We start from the raw sequence: 23921 nt of genomic DNA, 5'->3' as shown, positions 1-23921 counted from the left end.
GCATAATGAAAAGAAAAGTCGCATGGTTATATGTAGCATGGACGGCAGCCGTTATCGCGACAGGTGCAAGTTTATTTCTCAGTGAAATATGGCATTTTACACCATGTGAACTATGCTGGTATCAACGTATCTTCATGTATCCACTCGTTATCATTTTAGGAATCGCTGCACATCGAAGAAAAACGCACATTGTTCCTTATATAATGCCCCTGCCACTCGTAGGTGCAAGTATATCTATTTATCATATCATTATTCAGAAAATTCCACACGATACAGGCATCGCCGCTTGTGGAGCAGTATCCTGTGCTGATGACTATCTGAACTGGTTCGGATGGTTAACGATCCCCATGCTGGCCTTGACAGCTTTTTTGATGATCGCTTTGTCTTTATGGTTAGCACGTCGTTAATGAATATTTAGTCACAAATCATTCACTTAGTTAAAGAAGGTAGCTCTTATTAGTCATTTTTACCATTCGATCAGATCTATATTATTAATTCAGATACTATATTCGAAGACAGGACAACAGCTGCGTCAGCGGTTGATTCGTTGTCATACATATCCTGCGCAGATTATAGAAACAGAGTATTGGGAGGATTATTTCATGATTAGATTTAAGTTCAATTTGCCTATTTTAGCATTCATTGCGGTCATCGCCTTATCCGGATGCGGCTCCTCCGGCGGCCCCGCTCCGGAGACAACCGCTCCTGCAAACAGTGCTTCAAATTCCGCAGGATCCTCCAATACGGCCTCACCGGCTTCGGCGTACCCAGTGTCAATTGAGAACTGTGGACGCACGCTGACGTTCGATGCGGCGCCGGAGTCGATAGTCAGCCTGTGGCAGGCGCCCACCGAGATGATGCTCGCCCTTGGACTTGACGACCGCATCACCGCTGTAGCGGGTAACTATGCCGCCTATCCCAACAGCATCGCTAAAGCTGCCGAGGCACTGCCCGTGATCGGCAATTCCATGAGCTGGCCCTCAAAAGAGGTTCTGCTCAGTCAAGCTCCCGATCTCGTAGTCGGCCAGTCCCTGGAAGGCTTCGCCTTTGATACCTCGCAGGGCTATGCCTCGGTCGAGCAGATCGAAGAGGGCGGCTCCCAGGTCTACGGGTCCAACTTGTGCAGCTCGGCAGATGCTCTCAATATGACGATTGAGACACCGTACCGCACCTTGCGGGACTTCGGGATGATTTTCGGCGTTTCGGAGCGGGCGGAGGAATTCATTACCCAGATGGAAGAGAAAAAGCAGAAGGTTATCGACGCGGTGAAAGACTTGCCCGTTCAAAAGGTCGCTTTTTACAATGGAGGCGATGGACCGCTGATCGTACTTGCTGGCGGCATTTACGACGATGCAATCGCAAAGGCCGGCGGACAGAACGTATTTCCAGCCGACTCCGTCTATATCAGTAAAGAGGATTTCGCAGCGTCCAACGCTGACGTAATTCTGATTGGAACCTTTGAGGGTCAGGACTTCGCGACCCTGAGCGATTATATTACAACGAATTTCCCCAATCTGCCTGCTGTGAAGGATGGCAGACTCGTGGAGATCCCTGTCGCTGACACCGACGCGTCTATCTCGGTAATGCGAGGTCTTACGGAGATCGCAAATGGCATCCATTCTGACTTGAATCTGGAGGTGCCTGCGTCGTGACCTTGGTCCCGAACATGGCGCCACCCACGAATGGCACCGTTCGAAGGCGGAACACCATCGTCGTCCTGATGATCGCATGTGCCGTCGCCGTCGTGCTCTCTGTATCGACAGGATCAGTACCGATCGCTCCGAACCGGGTATTATCGGTGATCGCTGAGCACATCCTCCCGTGGAGCGTCTCCACCGCCGCGACGGATGTAGAGACACGAATCATCTGGGAGTTCCGGCTGCCGCGTGCCCTGCTTGGGCTCATCGTCGGAGCCTCTCTCGCCGTCGCCGGTGCAGTGCTTCAGTCCGTCGTACGCAATCCGCTCGCCGACCCTTTTGTGTTCGGAATTTCCTCCGGCGCATCTGTCGCAGCGGTTGCGATGCTCACGCTGGGTATAGGCGTTCTGACCACTGTCACCGTCCCGATCGCGGCCTTTGGCGGCGCACTCGCTGCAACCTTGACCGTGTTCTTGCTCGCGCAAAGGCGAGGTCGTGTCACTCCCGGACGGTTGATTCTGGCAGGCGTTGCAATGTCATACCTGCTTAGCTCCGTCACCAGCTACCTCGTCCTGCGTGCAAGTGCACCCGGCCAAGGTGTGAGCCAGGTGCTCTCCTGGCTCTCCGGGAGCCTGGCTGCCGCAGACTGGGACGACCTGGGTATCCCTGCTCTCGTTCTCGGCGTCGCTACCTTGGTTCTCGTTCTGCTGTCCAGAATACTCAATGCCCTCCTCATTGGCGATGAGACCGCTGCAAGTCTCGGCGTGGATGTCGGACATTTCCGGCTGGTGATGTTTATAATCACATCGCTTCTCGTCGGCGTCGTCGTTGCGGTGAGCGGCGCGATCGGTTTCGTCGGCCTCGTAGTACCACACGCCGTCCGGATGTTCGTCGGCTCAGACCACAGGTGGGTATTGCCTATATCTGCTTTAGCCGGCGGTCTGCTGCTCGTCGTGGTCGATATTGCAGCACGACTGATCATTGCCCCATCTGAGCTGCCAGTCGGGCTGCTCACCGCCGCCATCGGCGCACCGTTCTTTCTCTGGATGCTGAAGCGATCCAGCAGAGGAGAAGCATGAGCACTCAAGGGGGTATGGAAGCCGCTGCACTCTACGTCGACAAGATCACGGTCGAGATCGCAGGACGCACGATCGTCGAGGAAATCTCTTTGTCCGCCGAGAGAAACGTTGTCGGACTCATCGGCCCTAATGGCAGCGGAAAATCGACGGTATTGCGTGCCATCTACCGGATGCTTCGTCCAGCCTCTGGACGCGTGCTGGCAGCAGATCGCGACGTCTGGAAGTCACGTCCGCGTGAGGCGGCCCGCGTGACAGCAGCCGTCGTGCAGGACGGACCCAGCGATCTCGAACTAACGGTAGCGGAGTGTGTCGCAACGGGACGTATTGCACACGGTCCACTCTTCGGCTCCTCCGTCCAACCGGAAGACACCCTCGCGATCGAACGAGCGATGATGCGGGCAGGTGTCAACGATTTGGCTAATCGAGACATGAGTTCGCTGTCTGGTGGAGAGCGGCAGAGAGTTCAGCTCGCTCGCGCCCTCGCACAAGAGCCGCGTATTCTCGTGCTCGACGAGCCGACAAACCATCTGGACATTCGTCACCAGCTTGAACTGATGACATTAGTTCGAACACTGGGAGTGACGACTTTGGTAACCCTTCACGATCTCAATCTGGCCGCGGCATATTGCGACCGCCTCGTCATCCTTTCAAAAGGTCAGGTAGTCGCCTCAGGAACGCCTGGCGAAACCTTGACACCGGATTTATTGCTTAAGGTCTTCGGGATCCGGGCTCAAAGCATCACCAATCCACTTACCGGACGCATGCAGCTAGCCTACGGTCACGAAACGGAGTTGAAATCATGACAGGAACAGATAACATCAAACCAGCCCTGGATGGAGCAACCCACGGTCAACCGGCAGGACTTTCTGATAATCCGGCGGCTCAAGCGGCGTGGGACCGCTCTGTCGCGGCACATGATGCGCTTGCGGCAAGGCCGGGCGTAACATTCACCTCAAACGAGGATATCGTCATCGTCCTGCATCCGGGCTTTGACACGCTTGACGTCATCGGACCACATTACTTCCTCGCCTCCATGCTGGGAGCGACGGTGCACCTGGCGACGACCGGTGACAAGGGCGTGCCGGTGATCAGCGCCGGTGGACTGCCGCTAATCCCCACTACCACGTTGGACAACGCTCCGGCTTCTCCCACGGTCCTGCTTGTCCCAGGCGGTGACACCCCTGTCCTCATTGCCGATCATGCTGCCATGGCAAATATTCGCCGGCTAGCTTCCAAGTCCGACATCGTCTCTAGCGTGTGCACCGGCGCATTTGCCCTCGGAGCGGCAGGACTGCTCGCCGGACGGCGGGCGACCACTCACTGGTCGATGCACCATTTACTAGAAGGATATGGTGCTGAAGCCGTGGATGAGCGGGTTGTCATCGACGGGGATCTCATGACGGCCGCTGGAGTCACTGCGGGGATGGACCTCGCTCTGCTGCTGGTGGCAAGGCTTCGTGGCGACGAGTATGCCCGATTCCTCGAGCTCGGAGCAGAGTACGTGCCGCAGCCGCCGCTAGGAGCCGGGAGCCCGGACCAAGCCGGACGGGGGCTCACTGACCTCGCGCGGGATTTCTACGCTGTACTTGAACTAGCACTTCGCAGTGATGGTACGCATCAATCATAGCAATACTGCAAAGGGAGAATGCGGGCTGCCTGTACTGCTTAGGTGAAGGTTCCTTTAAAGAACTGCTTGCCGGGTATGGAGCATTCATCATTGATTATAAGCGCTGCCTGACTCATGGCAGGCGCTTATTTTTTTACAACTTATATATTTGGGAGAGACTAATATGTTTGTTTTCATCAGAGGACTGGCTGCAGGACGACAAGTGTCCGCACACGGACATGAGCATATTCATGCGGAAGGAAGCTTAGCATGGATGGATTTATTCGGAAAATTAGTAGATTTGATAGAAATAGGCTCCATTATAATTCTTATAGGGATTAATATATTTCGTGCTGCTATATCTCCTGTCTCTAATGCTTCTGGTGGACACAAAGCCAGGTCCGTGATTTTAAAAATCGAGCGGGCTGCGGCCATTGCGGCATTGTATATCATCATGCTCACAGCATCCAATAATACACTCACCCTGGTGAAAATAACGTTTGCAATCATATGGCTTTTAATTGTATGGGAGGAGAAGCCTTACTCTAAATTTCTGAACTACATGAGGGCTTTGTGCGCATTAATCCTTGTAATATTTTTGCACGAAGAGAGTATTCAAGCTTCCATGTCACTAGAGGGCTTGATCTCAGTGCTGGCTGCCAGTATTCAGATCACAGCGAGTGCTATCTGGTTTGGTGGAGCCCTCTCGACCCATGCAGCATTATCATGGAAAACTGAGCCTCCACATCCCGGAATTGCATCCTACAGCTACAGATTCATGATCTGGTCTACTGCAGCTTTATGCTGCATTGTTTTATCAGGCCTATTGGAATTAGTACTCAGCTCAAATACGTCGATAGAATGGATCAGCGGGCAGAATGGCATTATGTTTTTGATCAAAATGTCTTTAAGCCTCTTTATTGTCTATACCGCAGCAAAAGATTACCGACGTTGGAAGGAGACGGGCGATCACGAGGCAAGCAGGTTTTCACAATATAAACAAAGTCTTCTACTTACATTAAGTTTAATGATATTCGTGCTTCTGATATCCGTCACCAGCCCCTCTCCTGTTATTAGCAGCACTATGCTCAAAGAGCCGATTTACTGGCATGTCATGGGAGAGGATGCGCACATGACGCTTAGAGTTCGAGATCACAGCGATGGAAAACAGAATGTCACTTTAAGCATCTGGCTGCCAAGTGGCATGGGACAACCAAACTCAACCGAAGTTGTCTTTCAGCATGACCAAAACAAGAGGGAGGCGCCTATGATTTACATGGAAGGCGGGCCAGATCCTTACGGATTCGAAGGATTCGATAAATACACTTATGAAGCTGACGGTAACTTTATCATCGACCATGGTTCATGGACCATGGATGTACGTGTAACCGATGAAGCCCAGCAGGAGCATAATTATAACAAGACCATTCTAATTCCATAAAAACTAAAGAGACACCACTGTGGTGTCTCTTTAGTTTACCCCTGCTTGAACCCTTACTCCGGCAAATGCTCCTTGCAAAACGCCGTCAGCTGTTCCTCTTCCTCAGGCTCCATGTCAAAATCCAAATATTGATCAGTCACCCGTTCGTAAAAATCATATTTCACAATCCGTTCCTCGTCCGCAAGGTAGATGACGCGAAGATACACACCGTGCTCCTGGTGCAGCTCGTCGTCCTCCGGGACGCTCAGATCCAGCACAAACTCATACCTTTTTCCGGTCAGGATTCCAAAAGGATCTTTAATATATTCGGCCGTATATTCGGTAATTTCCAGCATGGTACCATCCTTTCATCAAAAGCTCTATCCCTTATTATACACCAAGCATGCGGCTTTGAGGACATCGGCCAAAGAACTCCCTTCGGAAGAAGCAGGCATGCTATAATGGTGTCAAAATATGAACCATACACGAACCAGACAAGCGCTGTCGTAACGGTAGCAGCTACAGGAGGCTATATCCGTGAACAATGTCAACCTCGTCAGCCACTCGAAGGATCCCGTTATCACATTTGCATCCCAGGAGTGGACCGCGCTGCAAGAGCGCTTTGGGCTGATTCCAGGGCAGCATCCGGAAACTCCGATACATATTGATATTTGGGATGCCATCACCCTGCAAACCGATGCGCCGCACATGCAGGAAGCTCTCTCCAAACCCGGCCTTATGCAGGACAGCTATTATATCGAGATCCTTCCAGAGCGGATTATTCTGAGCGGAGCCTCTCCGCGGGCTGTGCTGTATGCCGTTTACGAGACTTACCGCCAGGCCCTTGGCATTCACTGGATTTATCCGGGTGAAAATCCGGCTGTCTCTGCACCAGAGAAAGCACAGGTGATGGAGAGCGAGCCCAGCGCTTCTGAGAATGAATCCGGGAACCCCACCAAGAGCCGAAGCCTGGTTACCCCGCTGTTCAAACGCCGTGGATTTGTCATTGAGAACCTCTATGATCCGGCATACATTGTGGATATGGTGGATTGGATGGCCAAGAACCGGGCGAATGAGATTTTCTTTACCTTTACGCTTTGGGACAAGATCAAGGATGTGGCCGGGCCTGAAATTGTCAAAAGAGGACTTGAGCTGACCCTGGGCGGGCACAGCATGAAATTTTTCCTGAAGCCGCAGGAAGCAGACACCAGCCTGTCTGCCGATCATCCCTATACCGCCAAACAGCAGCTTGATTATGCCGATCTCAGCTGGCAGGAAACCGTGTTCGACCAGATTGCTGCCTACTGCCGGGAAGTACCGGGGCTGACCCGCGTATCCCTCTGGCCTGAGGATCTTCCTGCCAAGCAGGACGGCGCCTTTCTGGAGCAGTATCTGGCCTTTACCGACCGGCTAGCCAACCACCTGCGCCTTGCACTGCCACAGCTGGAAGTAGAGCATATCGCCTATAATGCCGGCCTGGCATGGGATATGCTGGAGCGCAGCCATGTGTCAGGAGCGAAGCAGGCGGATACCCTGCTGGCCTACTGGGGCCGTGATTACCGTCATCCAATTGACTCCGCTCCGGCAGGAGATGACCAGCGGGCAATAGGGGCCCTGCAGGATTGGCTGCAGGAGGTGCACCGTCATGAAAGAACGCTGACGGTGTTCGAATATTACAGCGATCATTTTATGTTCTCGCCCCTCTTCCCAAGTATCCCGTCCACAATTGCGGCGGACATTACCTTCTATCAGAGCATAGGCGTTGATGGCATGACGAACCTCATCGTCCCTTGTCCCGGTTATCCCGACTATCCGTGGAAGTGGGCGACTGGCATGAACAGCTACGTGTTCAGCCGGGCCGTGTGGGGCGATGATCTGGCGCACATCCTGGATGACTACTATCTTTATTATCAGGAGGAAGATCGAGATCTGGCCCAGACCTGGATGCAGGCCATAGAGCGACATGTGACCAGCGTTACGGCCTGGAACATCCCGCTGTTCCCGGGCAGGGTGGTGGATACCGCCCGCATATCAGAGCAGGAAGAACGCCGCCCGCAAGTGTCTGCACTGCTTCAGGAGATGAATGAAGAGCTCCGCAAGGCGTACGGCTCTCCTTCTGAAGCGCTGGCGAACAGCCAGGCTGGCACCTATATCCGTCATCTGATTACGCTGTCGGAGCAGCTGGAATCGGCTTGGCGCGGAGATGCTGCGGCAGAGTAGGAGATGCTGCCGCTTGGCGCGGGGATGCTGTGACACGGTAGGGGATGACCGCTGCTCCATTCAAGCGGTTTCTTCTAAAAAAAGAGCTGCAGACAACCCCTGACCGCATATACATCGAAAGATACGCTTTAACCTTTACCCGCATTTCTGGATTCAAGGAAAGGTGGTTTCGTACCGATGTATATTGAGGTTGAACCCGGGGTCCGGCTCTTTGTTCAGGATATCCGCCCGGAACCGGGAACTGAAACAGGAACGGAAACGGGAGCGGGGACAGGAGCAGGAAGCTCTCCCGTCGTATTTGTACACGGCTGGCCGCTGAATCACAATATGTTTGAGTACCAGCTTAACGTGCTGCCCCAGTACGACTTCCGATGCATTGCACTGGATCAGCGGGGCTTCGGGCAATCCGACAAGCCTTGGCACGGCTACTCGTATGACCGGCTGGCAGATGATCTTCATGAAGTGTTGCAGCAGCTGGATATCCGGAATGCCGTACTGGTCGGCTTTTCGATCGGCGGTGCGATCTCCATCCGGTATATGTCACGTTACAGCGGCGACCGGATATCTAAGCTGGTCCTGATTGATGCCGCCGCTCCGCTGTTTACCCAGCGTCCTGACTATCCGTATGGCCTGCCGCTAGCCCAGGTGAATGACCTGATCCAGCAGACCGCACATAACCGTCCCAAAATGCTGGAGGATTTAAGCCTGCAGTTCTTTAATCGCAACCTGGGCCAAGGCATGCTGAACTGGTTCGTAGATATGGGCCTGGAGGGGGCCTCGTACGCCACCATTCAGCAGCTGGTTACGCTTAGGGACAGCGACCTGCGGGGCGACCTTGCCTGGATCCAGGTGCCTACCGTGATTTTCCATGGACTTCATGACCAGATCGTACCCATCCAGAGCGGCCGTGCGCTGCAGCAGGGCATCCGTGGCTCGCATCTGTACATTCTCCAGAACAGCGGCCACGGGTCGGTCATCGACCAGATGACGGAGCTCAATCAGGGGCTGCTGCAGTTTATAAGGTGATGGATCCGGGCTCATGAATCGGGAATGATGGATCCTGATTGCAAGCCCTGGCCGCGGGAATGCGCCGAAAGCGCCTCTGGCGACAATATGGGTCATTACGGTGCGAAACGCGAAGTGCGAGGTGCGATGAATAAGCTGAATATGACGACAACAAGGTGTATTACGGTGCGAAGAACAAAATGCGTAGGCTATCAAAAGCGGAAGCTGCTCTAACGGACATACAGTCCGTTAGAGCTATAAATACGGGGATATTCAATTTTTAACGGACATACAGTCCGTTAGAGCACAAATCCGCGCTAATAATAGCGTTCTAAACGCTCTAACGGACTGAGGGTCCGTTAGAAATGATAAAGCACTCATTTTGGACGTCTAACGGACTCAGTGTCCGTTAGAAATTCCAATATTACCGTTGCTAGTAATGGAGGTGGCCAATTATTCTGTATTAGCTGCTGCATCCGCCAGAAATCAGGATATGGTAGTACAAGCCGTTAAAAAATGGATATAGTTACCCCTAAGAAACAAAATTTCTCCCGCAGCCAGACTTTCACCACCAGGTGATCGCCCAAGCCGAACGCACCCAAAACAGGCCCCCCTTCTACAGAAGGGAGGCCTGTTTCTTCATAGCGGCACTGCCGCCAGCTCTAGTTCATTTTAATTTCAAGCAGCTTATACTGAATGACACCCATAGGTGCGGTTACGTGCACGACACTGCCGACTTCTTTGCCCATCAGTTCTTTGCCGAGCGGGCTTTCATAGGAGATTTTATTGTCCATCACATCCGCTTCAGCCGGGCCGACAATTCGGTATTCGACCGTCTCGTTAAACTCAATATCCTTCAACACGGCAATGGATCCTACGCTGACCCGGTTGAGATCAATCTTGCCGGCGTCCACGACCTTCGCTTTGCGCAGCATTTTCTCCAGTATGAGAATACGAGTCTCCATAAAGGCCTGGTCATCCTTGGCCGAATGGTATTCACTGTTCTCCTTCAGATCACCGTAGCTGATGGCCACCTTCAGCCGCTCCGCCAGCTCCTTGCGCTTGACCTCTTTCAGATACTGCATCTCTTCTTCCAGCTTCGCATATCCTTCCGCGGTAACAATTACCTCTTCTTCATGGGCCATGTTGCAACAGCTCCCTGCTATAAATTTATAATTTTCCCTAATTAGGTTCCCTTATTGGGCCTTCTTGATCTGCTTGCTGCGCAGCTGTCCGCAGGCGGCGTCGATATCGGTGCCGTGCTCCAGCCGGACACTGACGCTGACACCCTGCTTTTTGAGCGTATCGTAAAAGACCGTGATAGACTCCTGCGTGCTGCGCTGATACTGGCTGTGCTCATCCACAGGGTTGTAAGGGATCAAATTCACGTTTGCCATACTCCGGCGGTGTCCTATCAGCTCAGCCAGCTCCAGGGCATGTTCCTTTTGATCATTGACGTCCTTGAGCAATATATACTCCAGCGTAATGCGGCGGTTGCTTTTCTCCAGATAATAGTCGATCGCCGGCATCAGCACTTCCAGCGGATAAGCCCGGTTAATCATCATGATGCGGGTCCTAAGCTCATTGTTCGGCGCATGCAGCGAGAGGGCCAGGTTAACCTGAAGATCACTGTCGGCAAACTCGATGATTTTGGGGGCGAGCCCGCTGGTGGAGACGGTGATATGTCTCGGACCGATCGCCAGACCCTTATGGTCCTTGATGACACGGATAAAATTGGACATGTGCTCAAAATTGTCAAACGGCTCGCCAATGCCCATCACGACGATATGGCTGACCCGCTCCCCGCGTCCTTCACGGTCAAGATGGTGCTGTACTTTCATAACCTGCTCCACAATCTCGCCGCTCGTGAGGTCCCGGCTTTTCTTCAACAAACCGCTGGCACAAAAGCTGCACCCGATGTTGCAGCCCACCTGCGTCGTCACGCAGACCGACAGACCAAACTTGTGGCGCATGAGCACCGTTTCAATCAGATTGCCGTCTTTCAAGGTAAGCAGGAATTTGACGGTTCCGTCCACCGACTCCTGTTTGGTATGTTCTTGCAGCGTCAAAATAGAGAAATGCTCCTGAAGCAGCTTTACACATTCCGAATGGACGTCTTTCATATCCCCGAAATTGGTGACACGTTCGCGGTACAGTGCGTTCCATACGCCGGCTGCCCGTGATTTCTTGTGTCCCCGCTCCTGAAGCCATGCCGTCAGCTGTTCTAAAGTTAATCCATAAATGGATGGTGTATTCATTATTGCATCCTTTCCAGTCTTCATGATCCGAATCAACCTTCATTGTCCCAAAATTCCGCAGGGAACACAAGGGCATTTCCAGGGAATAAAAAAGCCCCCTATTTCAAGGGAGCTTCGGGTTCACGATATATTTTCCTTGTTCATGGATTTGACTCCTCAGACTTTTCATCGCATCAGCATGAGTTTTCCTTTCGATCCCGGAACCGCTTTGTGTCTCAGCTGCAGCAAGCCTCTGATACAACTCTATTAATCGTTGCCTGTTCATAATAACCTCAGTTCTCACTGCCCCAAGCTGCTGCTCCATTCAGCCACCCTGCGGAAGCTCTCTTCTTCCGAAATATCCTGGGTGCGTGTCATGATCGACCACCGGATGCCGAACGGATCCAAAATGCTGCAGAACCGATCACCCGAGACAAAATCGGCAGCCGGTTCTCTGACCACAGCGCCGTTCGCCACTGCCACAGCCAGGGTCTGATCGACATCCGGCACATAGATGCCCAAGGAGTAGCAAGCATTTCCTTCGCCAGGTGGCGAAACAAGATGATAATCCGGGTTGACCGCTCCCAGCTGCAGATAACCAGTTCCAAAGTCAATGTCTGCGTGGATGATCATTTTGCGGTCTCCCTCTCCGACCTCTGTGACACTTTTAGCCACAGCTCCAAATGTGGTTTCGTAAAATTCAATGGCTTGTCCAGGGTTATTCACCACGATAAATGGCGTAATGGAAGTGTACGTTTTGGGCATTCCGTTATGGGTGTGCGTCCCGGTTACTCCTGCATGAGCCTGCTTATTGTCCATTTGGATCCTCCTAAAATTTGATTTTATTTCTCCAAACAACCTGCTAACGTGTTGCGCATCTACTCATCGTCTTCTAGTATTATTATAGAAAAGCAAACCCCATGTATTGTAAAAAAGCGACATTGGGACAGGTTCCTCAAAGGGAGGCGGATTGCCAAAATGACGGACATCAACAGCTCAAACCGCGGAATTCTGCGCGCAGCGGCAGGAAGAAATAAATTTTCACTATCCCGTTTCGAGCCGGGACCTCCGCTTAAGCCCTTTGTGGAGCACTTCTGGGCGATCCGCTACGTACAGCAGGATGATCCTCCCTATTCCCAAAAGGTGTTGTCATATCCCAATGTAAATCTGGCCTTCGAGCATGATCAATGGGCGCCGGGTGCTGCTGTACGGCATTCCGGCACGTCCGTTTGAACGTACGTTATCCGGATCTGGAACAGTGCTGGGCGTCAAGTTCAAAGCGGGAGGGTTCTTTCCGTTTTGGCAGCAAAATGTGTCCAGACTGACCGGTATGACGGTCGAAGCGTCCCATGTGTTCGGACATGACATCCATCCCTGGAGGGATCTCGTACTAAACGCAGCTGATGATGCGGCCATGGCCAGACTAGCCGAGCTCGCCATGTTGAACTGGCTGCCGGAACGTGATGCACAGGCAGAACTTGCAGCCTCCATTGTGAGTGAAACGATGAACGACAGGTCGATCATCAAGGTGGAGCACATGTGTGAAATAAGCGGGCTTACCATACGTCAGCTGCAGCGGCTGTTTGGCCGTTATGTCGGCGTCACGCCCAAATGGGTCATCAAGCGGTTCCGGCTTCAGGAAGCCGCAGAACGCCTGGAGCAGGATGAAGCTTTGCCATGGGCGGAGCTGGCGGTGCAGCTGGGTTATTTTGACCAGGCCCATTTCATTAAAGATTTCAAATCCGTCATTGGCCAATCTCCGGCTGCCTATAAAAAATCTCAAAAGTGAGGTGCTCCATATCATGAATAACAGCGGATCCAACGGAATCGAAGCTCTTCAAAAAGATCTCATGACAGCGATCCTGCAAGAGACAGACGGTAGAAAACTGCACAAAATAAAACACATTCTCAAAAAAGAGACGGTTCCTATCCGGACAAAAATAGCTTGCCTGATAAAAACACCTTCCTCCTGGGTCATCCTTGCTGTCGGCCTGCTCATTCCAATTGTGCTTTACGCGCTGTTTATTGTGTTGTCCCTGCATCTGGAATGAAGTTATAAATTACACACAGGTCCACTTCGATTGAGAACCATCTTCCGATCGCTGTTATCCCCGGATTTTTTGAATTTTTACTCACATAAGGATAAATCCGGGGATAAAGGCGAACGCTTCGCTTCTGCAGATTGGTTCTCACTCTACGTTAAACATGTAATTTTTTTATATTTATTTTATCCAAAGCCATAAAAAAACAGCGCGCATGATGCACACTGTCCTTGATCTATGTAAAAAGAGCCCTTCACGCTTCTGTATCTTCTTCTATATTTTCTCCAATATCCGCTGCACATATCGATCCAGCCGCTCTGCCATCAAGGCATCGCTCAGTCCGGTTACGCCCAGATCGGTCCAGCCCTCATATACCTGCGGGGGCCCGAACAGAATGTCGATCAGGGACCGAAGATCCCAATAGGGGTCGTACTGAAAGTCCTTCCCCGCATGCTGCTCATACCGGGCTAAAAAAGCATCTGCAGTCTCTGCATCATGCAGCATGGCGAGATTAATCCGGCAGTGGCCGAGATCGACGCCGGCCGGACCGCGGCAGGCATTCACCCAATCGACGATGCCACTCACTACTCCCCCATCCCACAGCACATTGGCCGGATGGTAATCCCGGTGAATCAGGTGTCGCCTGAATTCGGGCCTGGGCTGGTCCCGCACATATGCAATGGCTTGGTCCCACGCCTCTGGAACCGATGACCAATGCTGTGTGCCCAGCTGCGAAGCATCCTGATACGAGAAATACTCCCGCTGAAAATCTGGTGCTTCAAACCGGTGAACATCAGCCAGAGATGCTGCAAGCCCATCGAGCCAAGCCTCTGTGTCACTGGGGACAAGCACGACCGAACCTTCCAGCTTCGTCATCAACACGGCGGGTCTTCCAGCCAGGCGTCCGTCTTCATCCCATGACACAAGACGCGGAGCGGGAAGACCCGCCGATGCCGCCTGCTGCAGGCTCTCGCCTTCGTGCAGAGCCAGATCACGCTCCATGCTGAGCCATTGCTCATCGTGAAACTGGCGCAACACCCATTCTGACCTATCGCCGCCAGCCTCAACAGACACACGGTGTAAGATAGAAGAAATCCCGCCTTTCAGCCGCGCACTATCGATCAGCTCCGGACCGCTTATTCCGCGCTCCTGCAGCGATTGAATCATCCAATTACGCAGCTGCGGTGAAAGTTGCTCCTCACGTTCATAATCTCCCAATTCGCTGCACCCTCTCTATATCCGTCATGATGAGCCGGTCAGCGGAACACAAGCGGTGTCTTTAGGACAGCATCTGCTTCACCAGCTCGCGGTTGCGCTGCTTGAACTGCTCGTTGTGGGAGGACACCATCGCCGTCTTCGCGGCATCCGGCTGAATATACTGCTTCGCCTGATTGACGGCATTGGCAGCATCCTGAAAAGCGCCCGCAATTAAACGAAGCTTGCCTTCATGCCTTAATACATCACCCGCGGCGAATAGCCCCGGTACAGAGGATGCGCCCATTACCGTTCCGGCAATATAGCTCTCCTCGTCCAGTTGAATGTCGAGCTTGCTGTTCGCAATCAGCTCCTTATCCCAATCGTAGCCATGATTGATGACCACTTCATCAACAGCGATCTCTGTGACTTCGCCTGTCTTCAGACAAGTCAGCTCTACGCGTTCGATCATCTCATGATTGTCCGAAGCGATCAGCTTGCTGATGGATTGCTGCAGCATGCAGTTCGCCTGATCGCAGCTCATCAGCTGGGCGACCTGTGCCTCATGGCCGGTCATGGTGTCTTTGCGGCATACCACGTACACCTGCTTTGCCACCGGGCACAGCTCATTCGCCCAGTCCACCGCAGAATGCCCTCCGCCCGAGACCAGCACGGTTTTGTCCTTGAATTGCTTGAGCGATTTGACGGTATAGTTCAGGTTGGACACCTCAAAGCGTTCTGCACCTTCAATCTTCAGCTTCTGCGGAGTCAGAATACCCCGTCCAAAAGCCGCGATTACGGTCTTGGAGTAATGAGTGACACCAGAGGCTGTCTCCAGCACGAAGATACCCTCCTCGTTCTTCTCGATCGAGGTCACTTTCTCATTCAGCACCACTTCCGGTGAAAAGGTCAGTCCCTGCTGAACCAGCTGTTCAATCAGCTTGGCACCCGGGAGGGGAGCCAGGCCGCCGACATCCCAGATCATTTTCTCCGGATACACATGAATCTTGCCGCCGAGCTGCGGCTGAAACTCGATAATCTTGGTCTTCATTTCCCGAAGGCCGCTATAAAATGCGGAGTAAAGCCCTGCAGGGCCTCCGCCAATAATCGTTACATCAAACAAATCCTGACGTTCCACGTTATTCAACTCCTTGGAATATACAGTAAATGATTATCATTCTCATTAAAATATACTCTCTTTCTTCCTGTTTTACAACATAAATATGGTTGACATGGGAATGAATTTGCCTTTAAAGTAAAGACAGTAGATATTTGAGAATGATTATCACTGTGGAGACGATCCATGATGATCGGTCCGGTGATTGATACGATAATCCATATCGTCCATATAACGAAAAGTCCATATAACGAATTCATACAAAAATACATTCAATTCCATTGGAGGGTACCCATGTCTCGCCTGTACACGGAAAACCTGAGCGTCGGCTATGGTGAACGACGGATTGTAAAGCAGCTGAGTGCCGACATCCCGGATCAACAAATTACAACCATTATTGGTGCCAACGGCTGCGGCAAATCTACACTGCTGAAAGCAATGACCCGTATTATCGCCCATCAGGAGGGCACGATCCTTCTGGATGGCAAGCAGATCATAAAAGAAGATACCAAAGCGCTCGCCCGCAAAATGGCCATTCTTCCCCAATCCCCTGAAAGCGCCAGCGGCTTGACCGTGGGCGAACTGGTATCCTACGGGCGGTTCCCTTATCAGAAGGGCTTCGGCCGTCTCACGTCCCGCGATCATGACGTGATCGACTGGGCCATGGAGGTCACCGGCACGCTGGAATTCAAGCAGCGCCCGGTTGATGCCTTGTCCGGCGGACAGCGGCAGCGGGTGTGGATTGCGATGGCACTGGCTCAGGAAACTGAAATTATTTTTCTGGATGAGCCGACGACCTATCTGGATCTGGCCCATCAGCTGGAAGTGCTGGAACTGCTGCAGAAGCTGAATCAGGAACAGGGCCGCACCATCGTTATGGTTCTGCATGATCTGAATCAGGCCGCGCGGTTTGCAGATCATATTATTGCGATGAAGGACGGCGAGATTGTGCGGGCTGGCAGCTGCGAGAGCGTGATTACCCCTGACGTGCTGCGCGAAGTGTTTCATATTGATGCAGCCATTGGCAAGGATCCTCGTACCGGCAAACCGATGTGCCTGACGTATAATCTCGTCAAAGACGAATCAACCGTACTCCACGCTGTACCTGAGGAACGCATTCCCGTCAGCGCCGGAGCTTAAGAACGCTGCATATATAAAAAAGATGGCCCCTGGAAGAACAGCTTCCGAATCGGGACCATCTTTTTTTACGTACCCCTATGCTGCGGCGAACAGCCGACTGACACTACAGATTTGAGGCGCTGAACGTATCTCCTCCCTTCAGCGTACCGCTCTCAAAACCTTTGTAAAACCAGCTTTTCCGCTGCTCAGAGGTGCCGTGTGTGAAAGATTCCGGCACGGCGTACCCCCGGGCTTTCTTCTGAATGGTATCATCCCCGACCGCACTGGCTGCGGTCAGCGCCTCCTCCAGATCGCCCTCTTCCAGCAAGTTCTCGCCTTGGACATGGTGGGCCCAGACGCCTGCCAAATAATCGGCCTGCAGCTCGAACCGGACCTGATACTTGTTGTACTCTGCCTCGCTCAGCTGCTGGCGTTTCTGCGCCAGCTCCTCCGAGGTGCCCATCAGCGTCTGCACATGATGTCCGACCTCGTGGGCTACGACATAAGCCATCGCAAAATCGCCCGGTGCGTCAAACTCCCGCCGGAGCTCATCATAGAAACTGAGGTCGATGTACAGCTTCTGGTCGCCCGGACAGTAGAACGGCCCTACCGAGGCCCCCGCTGTGCCGCAAGCGGATTGAACACTGCCCGTATACAGAACGAGGGTCGGATTTTGGTAAGTCATCCCTTCTTTCTTGAACACCTCTGTCCAGACATCTTCCGTATCAGCAAGCACAACCGACACAAACTGGGCCAGCTCCTGCTCATCTGCCGTCTCCGTGTAAGGAGCCTTACTGCCGGAGGAATCACCGCCAAGGCCCCCGAGCAGATCACCGGGATTGCCGCCAAGCAGCGTGATAACCAGTACCAGAATGATCCCGCCGATTCCGCCGCCGACCAGTCCGGGTCCTCTGCGGCCCCGCCGGTCCTCGACGTTGGAACTGGCCCTTCTGCCTTTCCACTGCATAACTTTATCCTCCTTTTATATGTACCAAAAGTCTTCAGGACATCTCCTCATATTCTGAATCTCTATAAAGAGATATACCCCAACAACCGCAAGTTATCCCACAGACAATCCTGGTAAATCAGACTGCTCAGCAGGCATGGATCGATGGAAGCACCTGCCGCCGCAATGCCAAACAAGCAGCCGTTGTTAAAACTGCTGAAATGTTGGCATTGTACTATGTTTTCTTGGGTGAGACCTCCTGATAATGAAGATAGCAAGATCAAGTATACATAAAAAGGGAGGAATTTCATTTGATGCACAGCAGAAAAAGAACCATGAGCGCACTGCTCGTTATGGTGCTGCTTGTGTCCCAATTCATAGGGTACCCGGCACCTGCAGCTGCAGCAGAAGTGGTAAACCTGGCTTATTTGAAAACGGTTACTGCCAGTTCGGTCAATACATCGCATCCTGAACAGCATGCGGTGGACGGCAAGACGGATACCCGTTGGGAAGCTTCCGGTGCCATTAATGGCTCGGACGCATGGCTGATGGTTGATTTGGGCAAGTTAACCCGCTTGTCCGGTACGGAAATCACATGGGGAAATCAGCCTGGAAAATGGGATTCCGGGCCGGTCAAGTACCGTGTTGAAGTATCCGCTGATGGCAGCGATTGGCGTGTGGCTTCGGACCAGAGCAGCAATACCCTGCTGGAACAGACAGCCCGAAATACATTCGAGGAAACGGATGTGCGATATGTACGGATCTCCATTCCGTTCTATATCGGCACAACCTGGTGGCCGGCCATCCAAGAACTGAAGGTGTGGGGAGAGGCCGTCGTCAAACCGCCGTCCGACATCATCTCGTACAACCCGGTACAAGTGACTACACCTGCAGGCATTCCACCCGTGCTGCCGGCACAAGTAACGGCAACCTACTCCACATATACTCCGGAACAGGTGGATGTCGTGTGGAGCCCTATAGATCCTGCCCAGTACTCGACAGCCGGCGTCAGCTTTGCTGTACAGGGTACGGTGGAAGGGGCATCCGTCCAGCCTTCTGCCACTGTGGAGGTTCAAGGTTATCGTGAGGATTTCATCCGCGGTGTAGATATTTCTACGCTCACAGCGATCGAAGATAATGGCGGGCGCTACTATGACAGCAACGGGGTTGAGCGGGATCTGCTGGATATTTTGAAGGACCGTGGCGTGAATTATGTACGTCTTAGAGTCTGGAACGATCCGAACATGACGAATTTCCATGGAGACCAGTACTATAACAATAAGGATGATGTCATCCGTTTGGGGAAACGCGTCAAGCAAAAAGGAATGAATCTCCTTGTGGATTTCCACTATTCCGATGAATGGGCGCATCCCGGACAACAGATCAAACCGAAGGCTTGGAAAAACTTTACCCATGATGAGCTGAAGGATGCCCTTCAGGCCTATACGACTGAAGTCATTCAAGGACTGAAGGACGCCGGGGCAATGCCGGATATGGTGCAGATCGGCAACGAAATTAACAGCGGCTTGCTCAATGACAAGAACAGCGTACCTGACTTTGACAAAACCGCTGACTATATTACGAGCGGTGTTGCAGGTGTACGTGCGGTTTCCGGCAGTGAAGATGTCAAAATTATGATTCACCTTGCCGAAGGAGGCCGGTATGACACCTTTAACTGGTTTTTCAGTGAGCTGAAGAGCCGGCATGTAGAGTACGACATTATTGGTCTGTCCTATTATCCGTTCTGGCACGGCACCTTTGCTGATATCCAGAACACGATGGACCGCATGTCTTCAGAATACGGAAAAGAAGTTATCATCGCTGAAACTTCCTATCCTTTCAGCTTCAAAAACGGGGATGCTCATGCCAATGTACTCGGCTCGACAGCCCAGCTCATCGGCGGAGCGACCTTCCCCGCAACCGTACAAGGACAGTTCGATGCGACTAAAGCAGTGATGGATGCTTTAGCGGACGTGCCGGACGGCAAAGGCCTGGGATTCTTCTACTGGGAGCCGGCGTGGATTGCGGCCAATGTAGGCTGGATAGATTCCGAGGGGGATGCCTGGGAGAATCAGGCTATGTTTAATTACGACGAGTTCCCAGGGAATGGAGGATACTCCTATAAAGGCTATGCCCTCCCGTCTCTGGATGCGTTCAAGGTCGGGATGACCTACGCACCGGCAAACCGGATGGAGCTGGAGAAATGGCTGAATAAAGCGAAGCTGTATACAGCCTCTGATGTAGATGCCTCAAGCTGGCAGCTCCTGCAGGATGGAATTGCAGCTGCCCAAATATCTTACAACAGCGTGTACACACAGAATCGTGTCACCCAATCCGATATAGATACGGCTGTTGCTGATCTTTCTGCGATTATTGCAGGACTGCAGATTATATCGGTAAATAAGGAGTCTCTTCAGGCAGCGATCGCTGAAGCGCAGGGCAAACAGCAGTCAGACTGGTCGGCATATACATGGACCCAGCTGCAGAAAGCCCTTCAAGCAGCATTGGATGTGCTCAATGATGCACAGGCGCCTCAGGCCGAAGTAGATCACACGCTGTCCGCCCTGAGGACAGCGCTGGAGGCTTTGTCCAATATCGATAAGACCGAATTGGCAAACCTGATCGCCAGCGTACGTGTCATGGATGATTCGTCCTACACGCAGAGAAGCTGGGCCTATGTGCAGGCTGCCCTGGTTGCGGCCATTGAGGTCAATGACCGGCAAACTGTAGATCAGGAGCAGGTGGAGCTGGCGCTGGCCGAGCTCCAGACAGCTCTTAGAAGCCTGGTACAGCTCCAGCAGCTGGCCGCGGGCAAGACGGCCGAAGCCTCTACCAGTGCCGGCACAGGCGGAGGGAAGAGCAATGCTCCGGCAGGTGCTGTAGACGACAATCCCAATACATCCTGGGGTACGGATCAAGGGGCAGGCAGCTGGTGGAAGGTAGACCTTGGCGACCCTGCTCTGATCCGCAAAATTCAAATGAAAATGTGGTCCGGAGGCATCAAGTTCAAGATCGAGGTTTCAGATGACGATCAGCACTATGTTGAAGTCGCAGACACAACTTCCGATGTCATCGTATCGACCGATCCTAAAATCGTGTTTCCTTCACCGGTTACCGCACGTTATATCAAAGTGACTATAACAGAAGCACAGACCATCTGGGTCGGTATGATGGACTTCTCAGCGCAAGGAGTATTCCCAGCAGATAAAACCGCACTGTCTGAGAAGATAACTGATGCAGAGCGACAAAATCTGAAAGTCTCAGACTATACATCATCCAGCTGGGAAGCGTTTCAGACGGCATGGAGCCATGCCGGGATCATTATGGAAGACGGCGAAGCCTCCACTTCCGACATTGAAGCTGCCGCGGCGGCACTAACGGCAGCATTGGATGGACTGACACGGCGCAGTGAGCAGCCTGACACCGAGGAACCAGCACCAGATCCCGGTCCGATACCTGGACCTGAGCCAGTGCCGGGACCACAGCCTGGTCCTTCCACACCGGCGGTACCCTCAATTCCGCCTGTAACCGCAGCGCCTCCCTCTCCATCACCAGGGGACTCCGGTTCAACCGTAACACTGACCGGCACGCTGGAAAGCGGAACGTACCGTGCTGCAGCATCCCTCGCATCTCTTTCCGCAGCGGCTGAGGCTGCCACAGACGAGGAAGTGAAGCTGCTGATCGCTCCACCAGCGGGGGCTGCCAACGTGGCTGTTCAGATTCCGGCTGCTTGGCTGAAGGAACTGAAGAATCACGTAAATGTAAAGTTTGTACGGATTCAGACTCCGGAGGTCAGCATCCGGTTGTCAGCAGATCTGATTCACGGCCAAGTGACGGCAGCTTCACAGCTGAATCTGATCCTAGGGAAGGTTAACCATGCAGACCTGCCGGCAGCGGCTCAGCGCAAGCTCGCCCGTCAGGCGGCCTATGATTTCCAGATGACACTCGATGGCCGTAATCTCGAGTGGCAGGGCAGCCAGGTGGAAGTATCCATGCCATTTACACTGCAGCCGGGACAGAAGGCCAGCGGCATCGTCATCTACCATGTGACAGCAGATGGACAGTTTAAAGCAATCAACCACGTCCGCTATGATGCACAGGTCAAGACGGTTTCTTTCAAGGCACCACATTTCAGCATGTATACAGCCCTTTACGAGCCTGTCCGCTTCACTGATATCGCCCGGTACGCATGGGCTGAAGACCAGATCGAAGGATTGGTGGCCAAAGGCATTATCCAAGGCATGAGCACCACCGAGTTTGCACCTCAGAAACAGGTGAGCCGCGCCCAATTCATTCAGATGCTCATGCATGCTCTGGGCCTTGTGCAGACTGGCGCAGCAAGCAGCTTCACTGACGTTCAGGCTGATATCTGGTACCACGACGCCGCTGCAAGTGCACAGCAATTGGGTATTGTACAAGGTAAGCCGGATGGAAGCTTTTCGGGCCAGGAGCCCATTACCCGGCAGGACATGGCTGTCATGCTGAACAAGGCGGTCACCATGACAGGACTGACCCTTGATGATCAGACTGCCGAACCTGCTGTATTCAAAGATGCCGGGCAGATCTCCCTTTATGCGTCGGATGCGGTTTCCACGATCCAGCGTGCAGGTATTATCGCAGGCATGGGTAACGGCACCTTCGCTCCCAAAGAGCACGCAACGCGGGCACAGGCCGCGGTCATCATCAGCAGTATGCTGACTGCTTTATACGAGCGGTAAAAGAGCCAAGTAAAACCCGCAGGACGTCTCCTTCTTGGAGAACATCCTGCGGGTTTTTTTAGATGAGAAATACCGCAGCCGCTGTGGTGACCAGCAGCCCGATCAGCACCGGCTTGAGATTGCGGCGTGCCAGCTCGAAGGGACTGACGCCGCAGATGGCAGCCGCAGGGATCAGCGCCCACGGGACGAGCGTTCCGCCTCCGACCCAGATGGCGGCTACCTGGCCTAATGCCGTCAATGTCGCCGCATCCGAACCGGTGGCTGTCGCAAAGAGCTGGGCGATCGACCCGGCCAGGGAAATGCCGGAGAATCCGGAGCCGTCCAGGCCGGTGATTGCTCCGGTGATCGTCAGCGTCACCGCGCCAACCGCACCATTAAGCGGCACGATACCGGCGAGAGCGACACCAAGATCGTTCACGATACCATGCGAAGTTTCCGGCAGCACAGCACCATACAACTCGGTAAACGCCGCATCGCCAAGGTAGAAGAAGGCCGCAATGGGAATGACGGGCCCGAACACCTTAAACCCGAATACAAACCCGTCGATCATATAGGACGTCACCTTTTCAAGCCCCTGATTCCGGTGTGCCAACAGCGTGACGACCACCAGAATAAGGACCGCGGTTCCGCCCACCAATGCTGTCGCATCCCCGCCCTGAAGCTTAAGGGCCGACATGGCGGCCACATCGGCCAGAAACAGAAGCGGAATAATAACGGCCAGCCAGCGCCGTACGGCCGGGGACAAGGCAGGCGGCGTACCCTCTTCGCTGTCACTTCCCCGAAGTGCTCCTGCTGCTGACCGTTCGGCCAGCAGACCATCCCGCCAGGTTCCGTTCTTCATATCCCGGCGCATCATCCAGAATGCGGCCACCGTCGTGACCAGGCCCATAATGACAACCAGCGGCAGGCTCGCCTGCATGACACTGGCCACCGGGATACCGGCAGCATCCGCAGTCAGCTTCGGTGCGCCCTGAATGATGTAGTCCCCGGATAGGGCAATTCCGTGGCCGAACAGATTCATCGCCACCGCTGCACCCAGAGCCGGCAGCCCAACACGCGCCGCTACCGGCAGCAGCACAGCGCCGATCAAAGCGACCGCAGGAGAGGGCCAGAAGAAGAAGGACGTCAGCATCATAATCAGGCCGATTCCCCAGAAAGCCATGGCCGGTGTTTTGATGAACCGGGTCAGGGGAGCCACCATCGTCTCATTGATGCCTGTATTGATCAGCACCCGGCTCATGGCGACAATGATGGAGATGATCATGATCGTGCCCATGAGCTCTTTTGTAGCATAGATGAAAGAGTTAAACACACCCGAAACCGACCCGACCAGGGTCTGTGCAGCCAGCAGGCCCAGAGCAAAAATGCCGGTCACACAGATCATCGTAGTATCCCGCCGCCGGATCATCAGCGCCAGAATCAACACGATAAACGCCAGATACACATAATGAATTCCCATTAATGAAATGCCCATTGTAAGACCACACCCTCTCATCATTGAAACGTGGTGCTATACCGTATGCTTGGGCATAGGCAAATGTTCTTGATAGACAGGAACAAAGCCGGGCATAGGCACATACC

The 23921-nt window shown here is 53.2% G+C and carries 23 protein-coding genes; 14 read left to right on the top strand and 9 right to left on the bottom strand.

Annotation, left to right across the window (positions count from 1 at the left end; all coding sequences use genetic code 11):
* The first annotated feature begins 5 nt into the window (after nt 1-5).
* A complete protein-coding gene (locus tag HII30_RS01220; RefSeq protein WP_169503096.1) occupies nt 6-407 on the top strand; it encodes a disulfide oxidoreductase in 402 nt (133 codons plus the stop codon).
* 188 nt (nt 408-595) lie between these two features.
* Here HII30_RS01220 and HII30_RS21515 read toward each other — a convergent pair whose 3' ends face one another.
* Nucleotides 596-889 (bottom strand): hypothetical protein, encoded by a 294-nt coding sequence (locus tag HII30_RS21515; RefSeq protein WP_246245950.1) that lies wholly within the window; start codon nt 887-889, stop codon nt 596-598.
* Between HII30_RS21515 and HII30_RS01215 the strand changes: the two genes are divergently transcribed.
* From HII30_RS01215 to HII30_RS01195, 5 genes are all read left to right on the top strand, one after another.
* Nucleotides 855-1652, top strand: a complete 798-nt coding sequence (locus HII30_RS01215; protein ID WP_343045044.1) for an ABC transporter substrate-binding protein — start codon at nt 855-857, stop codon at nt 1650-1652. The two genes, HII30_RS21515 and HII30_RS01215, sit on opposite strands and share 35 nt — an antisense overlap.
* Nucleotides 1653-1666: 14 nt before the next feature.
* Entirely contained in the window at nt 1667-2716 is a 1050-nt protein-coding gene (locus HII30_RS01210; RefSeq protein ID WP_169503094.1) for a FecCD family ABC transporter permease, read from the top strand.
* On the top strand, nt 2713-3519 hold the full coding sequence (locus HII30_RS01205; RefSeq protein ID WP_211184358.1) for an ABC transporter ATP-binding protein: 807 nt from the start codon (nt 2713-2715) through the stop codon (nt 3517-3519). The genes HII30_RS01210 and HII30_RS01205 overlap by 4 nt, the downstream gene beginning before the upstream one ends.
* Nucleotides 3516-4343, top strand: a complete 828-nt coding sequence (locus HII30_RS01200) for a DJ-1/PfpI family protein (RefSeq protein ID WP_169503093.1) — start codon at nt 3516-3518, stop codon at nt 4341-4343. The genes HII30_RS01205 and HII30_RS01200 overlap by 4 nt, the downstream gene beginning before the upstream one ends.
* A gap of 163 nt (nt 4344-4506) precedes the next feature.
* A complete protein-coding gene (locus HII30_RS01195) occupies nt 4507-5763 on the top strand; it encodes a hypothetical protein (protein ID WP_169503092.1) in 1257 nt (418 codons plus the stop codon).
* Nucleotides 5764-5816: 53 nt separating this feature from the next.
* Here the strand turns inward: HII30_RS01195 and HII30_RS01190 are convergent, their stop codons facing one another.
* A complete protein-coding gene (locus HII30_RS01190; RefSeq protein WP_169503091.1) occupies nt 5817-6098 on the bottom strand; it encodes a DUF6509 family protein in 282 nt (93 codons plus the stop codon).
* 181 nt (nt 6099-6279) lie between these two features.
* Between HII30_RS01190 and HII30_RS01185 the strand changes: the two genes are divergently transcribed.
* The 3 genes from HII30_RS01185 (at nt 6280) to HII30_RS01175 (ending at nt 9201) form a co-directional block, all read left to right on the top strand.
* Nucleotides 6280-7962 carry a hypothetical protein gene (locus HII30_RS01185; protein ID WP_169503090.1) on the top strand — a complete coding sequence of 561 codons (1683 nt, stop codon included), beginning with the start codon at nt 6280-6282 and terminating at the stop codon, nt 7960-7962.
* Nucleotides 7963-8139: 177 nt separating this feature from the next.
* Nucleotides 8140-8988, top strand: a complete 849-nt coding sequence (locus HII30_RS01180) for an alpha/beta fold hydrolase (protein WP_169503089.1) — start codon at nt 8140-8142, stop codon at nt 8986-8988.
* 24 nt (nt 8989-9012) lie between these two features.
* Entirely contained in the window at nt 9013-9201 is a 189-nt protein-coding gene (locus HII30_RS01175; protein ID WP_169503088.1) for a hypothetical protein, read from the top strand.
* 428 nt (nt 9202-9629) lie between these two features.
* Here HII30_RS01175 and greA read toward each other — a convergent pair whose 3' ends face one another.
* The 3 genes from greA to HII30_RS01160 form a co-directional block, all read right to left on the bottom strand.
* The gene (gene greA, locus HII30_RS01170; protein WP_169503087.1) at nt 9630-10112 is read right to left on the bottom strand and encodes a transcription elongation factor GreA; all 483 of its coding nucleotides are present in this window, start codon (nt 10110-10112) and stop codon (nt 9630-9632) included.
* A 51-nt stretch (nt 10113-10163) separates the two neighbouring features.
* The gene (rlmN, locus tag HII30_RS01165; RefSeq protein WP_169503259.1) at nt 10164-11225 is read right to left on the bottom strand and encodes a dual-specificity RNA methyltransferase RlmN; all 1062 of its coding nucleotides are present in this window, start codon (nt 11223-11225) and stop codon (nt 10164-10166) included.
* Between the two features lie 279 nt (nt 11226-11504).
* Nucleotides 11505-12023: a VOC family protein gene (locus tag HII30_RS01160; RefSeq protein WP_169503086.1), complete on the bottom strand. Its 519-nt coding sequence runs from the start codon at nt 12021-12023 to the stop codon at nt 11505-11507.
* 159 nt (nt 12024-12182) lie between these two features.
* On the opposite strand from HII30_RS01160, the gene HII30_RS21510 reads away from it, so the two are divergent.
* The 3 genes from HII30_RS21510 to HII30_RS01150 are packed head-to-tail and all read left to right on the top strand — an operon-like array spanning nt 12183 to nt 13255.
* A complete protein-coding gene (locus HII30_RS21510) occupies nt 12183-12437 on the top strand; it encodes a DUF6597 domain-containing transcriptional factor (protein ID WP_246245912.1) in 255 nt (84 codons plus the stop codon).
* On the top strand, nt 12385-12993 hold the full coding sequence (locus tag HII30_RS01155; protein ID WP_246245910.1) for a helix-turn-helix domain-containing protein: 609 nt from the start codon (nt 12385-12387) through the stop codon (nt 12991-12993). Before HII30_RS21510 ends, HII30_RS01155 begins: the two co-directional genes overlap by 53 nt.
* A gap of 13 nt (nt 12994-13006) precedes the next feature.
* Nucleotides 13007-13255: a hypothetical protein gene (locus HII30_RS01150; RefSeq protein ID WP_169503085.1), complete on the top strand. Its 249-nt coding sequence runs from the start codon at nt 13007-13009 to the stop codon at nt 13253-13255.
* A gap of 264 nt (nt 13256-13519) precedes the next feature.
* Here HII30_RS01150 and HII30_RS01145 read toward each other — a convergent pair whose 3' ends face one another.
* Both HII30_RS01145 and HII30_RS01140 read right to left on the bottom strand, forming a co-directional pair.
* Complete coding sequence (locus HII30_RS01145) at nt 13520-14413, bottom strand: aminoglycoside phosphotransferase family protein (protein ID WP_246245908.1); 894 nt, start codon at nt 14411-14413, stop codon at nt 13520-13522.
* Nucleotides 14414-14525: 112 nt separating this feature from the next.
* Complete coding sequence (locus tag HII30_RS01140) at nt 14526-15578, bottom strand: FAD-dependent oxidoreductase (RefSeq protein ID WP_169503083.1); 1053 nt, start codon at nt 15576-15578, stop codon at nt 14526-14528.
* 273 nt (nt 15579-15851) lie between these two features.
* Here HII30_RS01140 and HII30_RS01135 point away from each other — a divergent pair, with 273 nt between their 5' ends.
* Nucleotides 15852-16697 (top strand): ABC transporter ATP-binding protein, encoded by an 846-nt coding sequence (locus HII30_RS01135; RefSeq protein WP_169503082.1) that lies wholly within the window; start codon nt 15852-15854, stop codon nt 16695-16697.
* Between the two features lie 103 nt (nt 16698-16800).
* On the opposite strand, the gene ypfJ is transcribed toward HII30_RS01135, so the two are convergent.
* A complete protein-coding gene (gene ypfJ / locus HII30_RS01130; RefSeq protein ID WP_169503081.1) occupies nt 16801-17643 on the bottom strand; it encodes a KPN_02809 family neutral zinc metallopeptidase in 843 nt (280 codons plus the stop codon).
* A gap of 293 nt (nt 17644-17936) precedes the next feature.
* Between ypfJ and HII30_RS01125 the strand changes: the two genes are divergently transcribed.
* Complete coding sequence (locus HII30_RS01125; protein WP_246245936.1) at nt 17937-22340, top strand: glycosyl hydrolase 53 family protein; 4404 nt, start codon at nt 17937-17939, stop codon at nt 22338-22340.
* A gap of 58 nt (nt 22341-22398) precedes the next feature.
* Here the strand turns inward: HII30_RS01125 and HII30_RS01120 are convergent, their stop codons facing one another.
* A complete protein-coding gene (locus HII30_RS01120) occupies nt 22399-23814 on the bottom strand; it encodes a hypothetical protein (RefSeq protein ID WP_169503079.1) in 1416 nt (471 codons plus the stop codon).
* Nucleotides 23815-23921: the final 107 nt, after the last annotated feature.

It is taken from the genome of Paenibacillus lemnae (assembly GCF_012933385.1).
Taxonomy (GTDB): domain Bacteria; phylum Bacillota; class Bacilli; order Paenibacillales; family Paenibacillaceae; genus Paenibacillus_AQ; species Paenibacillus_AQ lemnae.
This window is presented reverse-complemented; position numbering and strand designations above follow the sequence as displayed.

What these genes read in the sequence shown, in the direction of transcription:
- HII30_RS01205 (WP_211184358.1), top strand. Translation starts at nt 2,713, where the DNA reads ATGAGCACTCAAGGGGGTATGGAAGCCGCTGCACTCTACGTCGACAAG.
- HII30_RS01145 (WP_246245908.1), bottom strand. Translation starts at nt 14,413, where the DNA reads ATGATTCAATCGCTGCAGGAGCGCGGAATAAGCGGTCCGGAGCTGATC.
- HII30_RS01220 (WP_169503096.1), top strand. Translation starts at nt 6, where the DNA reads ATGAAAAGAAAAGTCGCATGGTTATATGTAGCATGGACGGCAGCCGTT.
- HII30_RS01180 (WP_169503089.1), top strand. Translation starts at nt 8,140, where the DNA reads ATGTATATTGAGGTTGAACCCGGGGTCCGGCTCTTTGTTCAGGATATC.
- HII30_RS01190 (WP_169503091.1), bottom strand. Translation starts at nt 6,098, where the DNA reads ATGCTGGAAATTACCGAATATACGGCCGAATATATTAAAGATCCTTTT.
- HII30_RS21510 (WP_246245912.1), top strand. Translation starts at nt 12,183, where the DNA reads ATGACGGACATCAACAGCTCAAACCGCGGAATTCTGCGCGCAGCGGCA.
- rlmN (WP_169503259.1), bottom strand. Translation starts at nt 11,225, where the DNA reads ATGAATACACCATCCATTTATGGATTAACTTTAGAACAGCTGACGGCA.
- HII30_RS01120 (WP_169503079.1), bottom strand. Translation starts at nt 23,814, where the DNA reads ATGGGCATTTCATTAATGGGAATTCATTATGTGTATCTGGCGTTTATC.
- HII30_RS01210 (WP_169503094.1), top strand. Translation starts at nt 1,667, where the DNA reads ATGGCGCCACCCACGAATGGCACCGTTCGAAGGCGGAACACCATCGTC.
- ypfJ (WP_169503081.1), bottom strand. Translation starts at nt 17,643, where the DNA reads ATGCAGTGGAAAGGCAGAAGGGCCAGTTCCAACGTCGAGGACCGGCGG.
- HII30_RS01160 (WP_169503086.1), bottom strand. Translation starts at nt 12,023, where the DNA reads ATGGACAATAAGCAGGCTCATGCAGGAGTAACCGGGACGCACACCCAT.
- HII30_RS01200 (WP_169503093.1), top strand. Translation starts at nt 3,516, where the DNA reads ATGACAGGAACAGATAACATCAAACCAGCCCTGGATGGAGCAACCCAC.
- HII30_RS01155 (WP_246245910.1), top strand. Translation starts at nt 12,385, where the DNA reads ATGATCAATGGGCGCCGGGTGCTGCTGTACGGCATTCCGGCACGTCCG.
- HII30_RS01175 (WP_169503088.1), top strand. Translation starts at nt 9,013, where the DNA reads ATGATGGATCCTGATTGCAAGCCCTGGCCGCGGGAATGCGCCGAAAGC.
- HII30_RS01215 (WP_343045044.1), top strand. Translation starts at nt 855, where the DNA reads ATGATGCTCGCCCTTGGACTTGACGACCGCATCACCGCTGTAGCGGGT.
- HII30_RS01135 (WP_169503082.1), top strand. Translation starts at nt 15,852, where the DNA reads ATGTCTCGCCTGTACACGGAAAACCTGAGCGTCGGCTATGGTGAACGA.
- HII30_RS01150 (WP_169503085.1), top strand. Translation starts at nt 13,007, where the DNA reads ATGAATAACAGCGGATCCAACGGAATCGAAGCTCTTCAAAAAGATCTC.
- HII30_RS01195 (WP_169503092.1), top strand. Translation starts at nt 4,507, where the DNA reads ATGTTTGTTTTCATCAGAGGACTGGCTGCAGGACGACAAGTGTCCGCA.
- HII30_RS01125 (WP_246245936.1), top strand. Translation starts at nt 17,937, where the DNA reads ATGCACAGCAGAAAAAGAACCATGAGCGCACTGCTCGTTATGGTGCTG.
- greA (WP_169503087.1), bottom strand. Translation starts at nt 10,112, where the DNA reads ATGGCCCATGAAGAAGAGGTAATTGTTACCGCGGAAGGATATGCGAAG.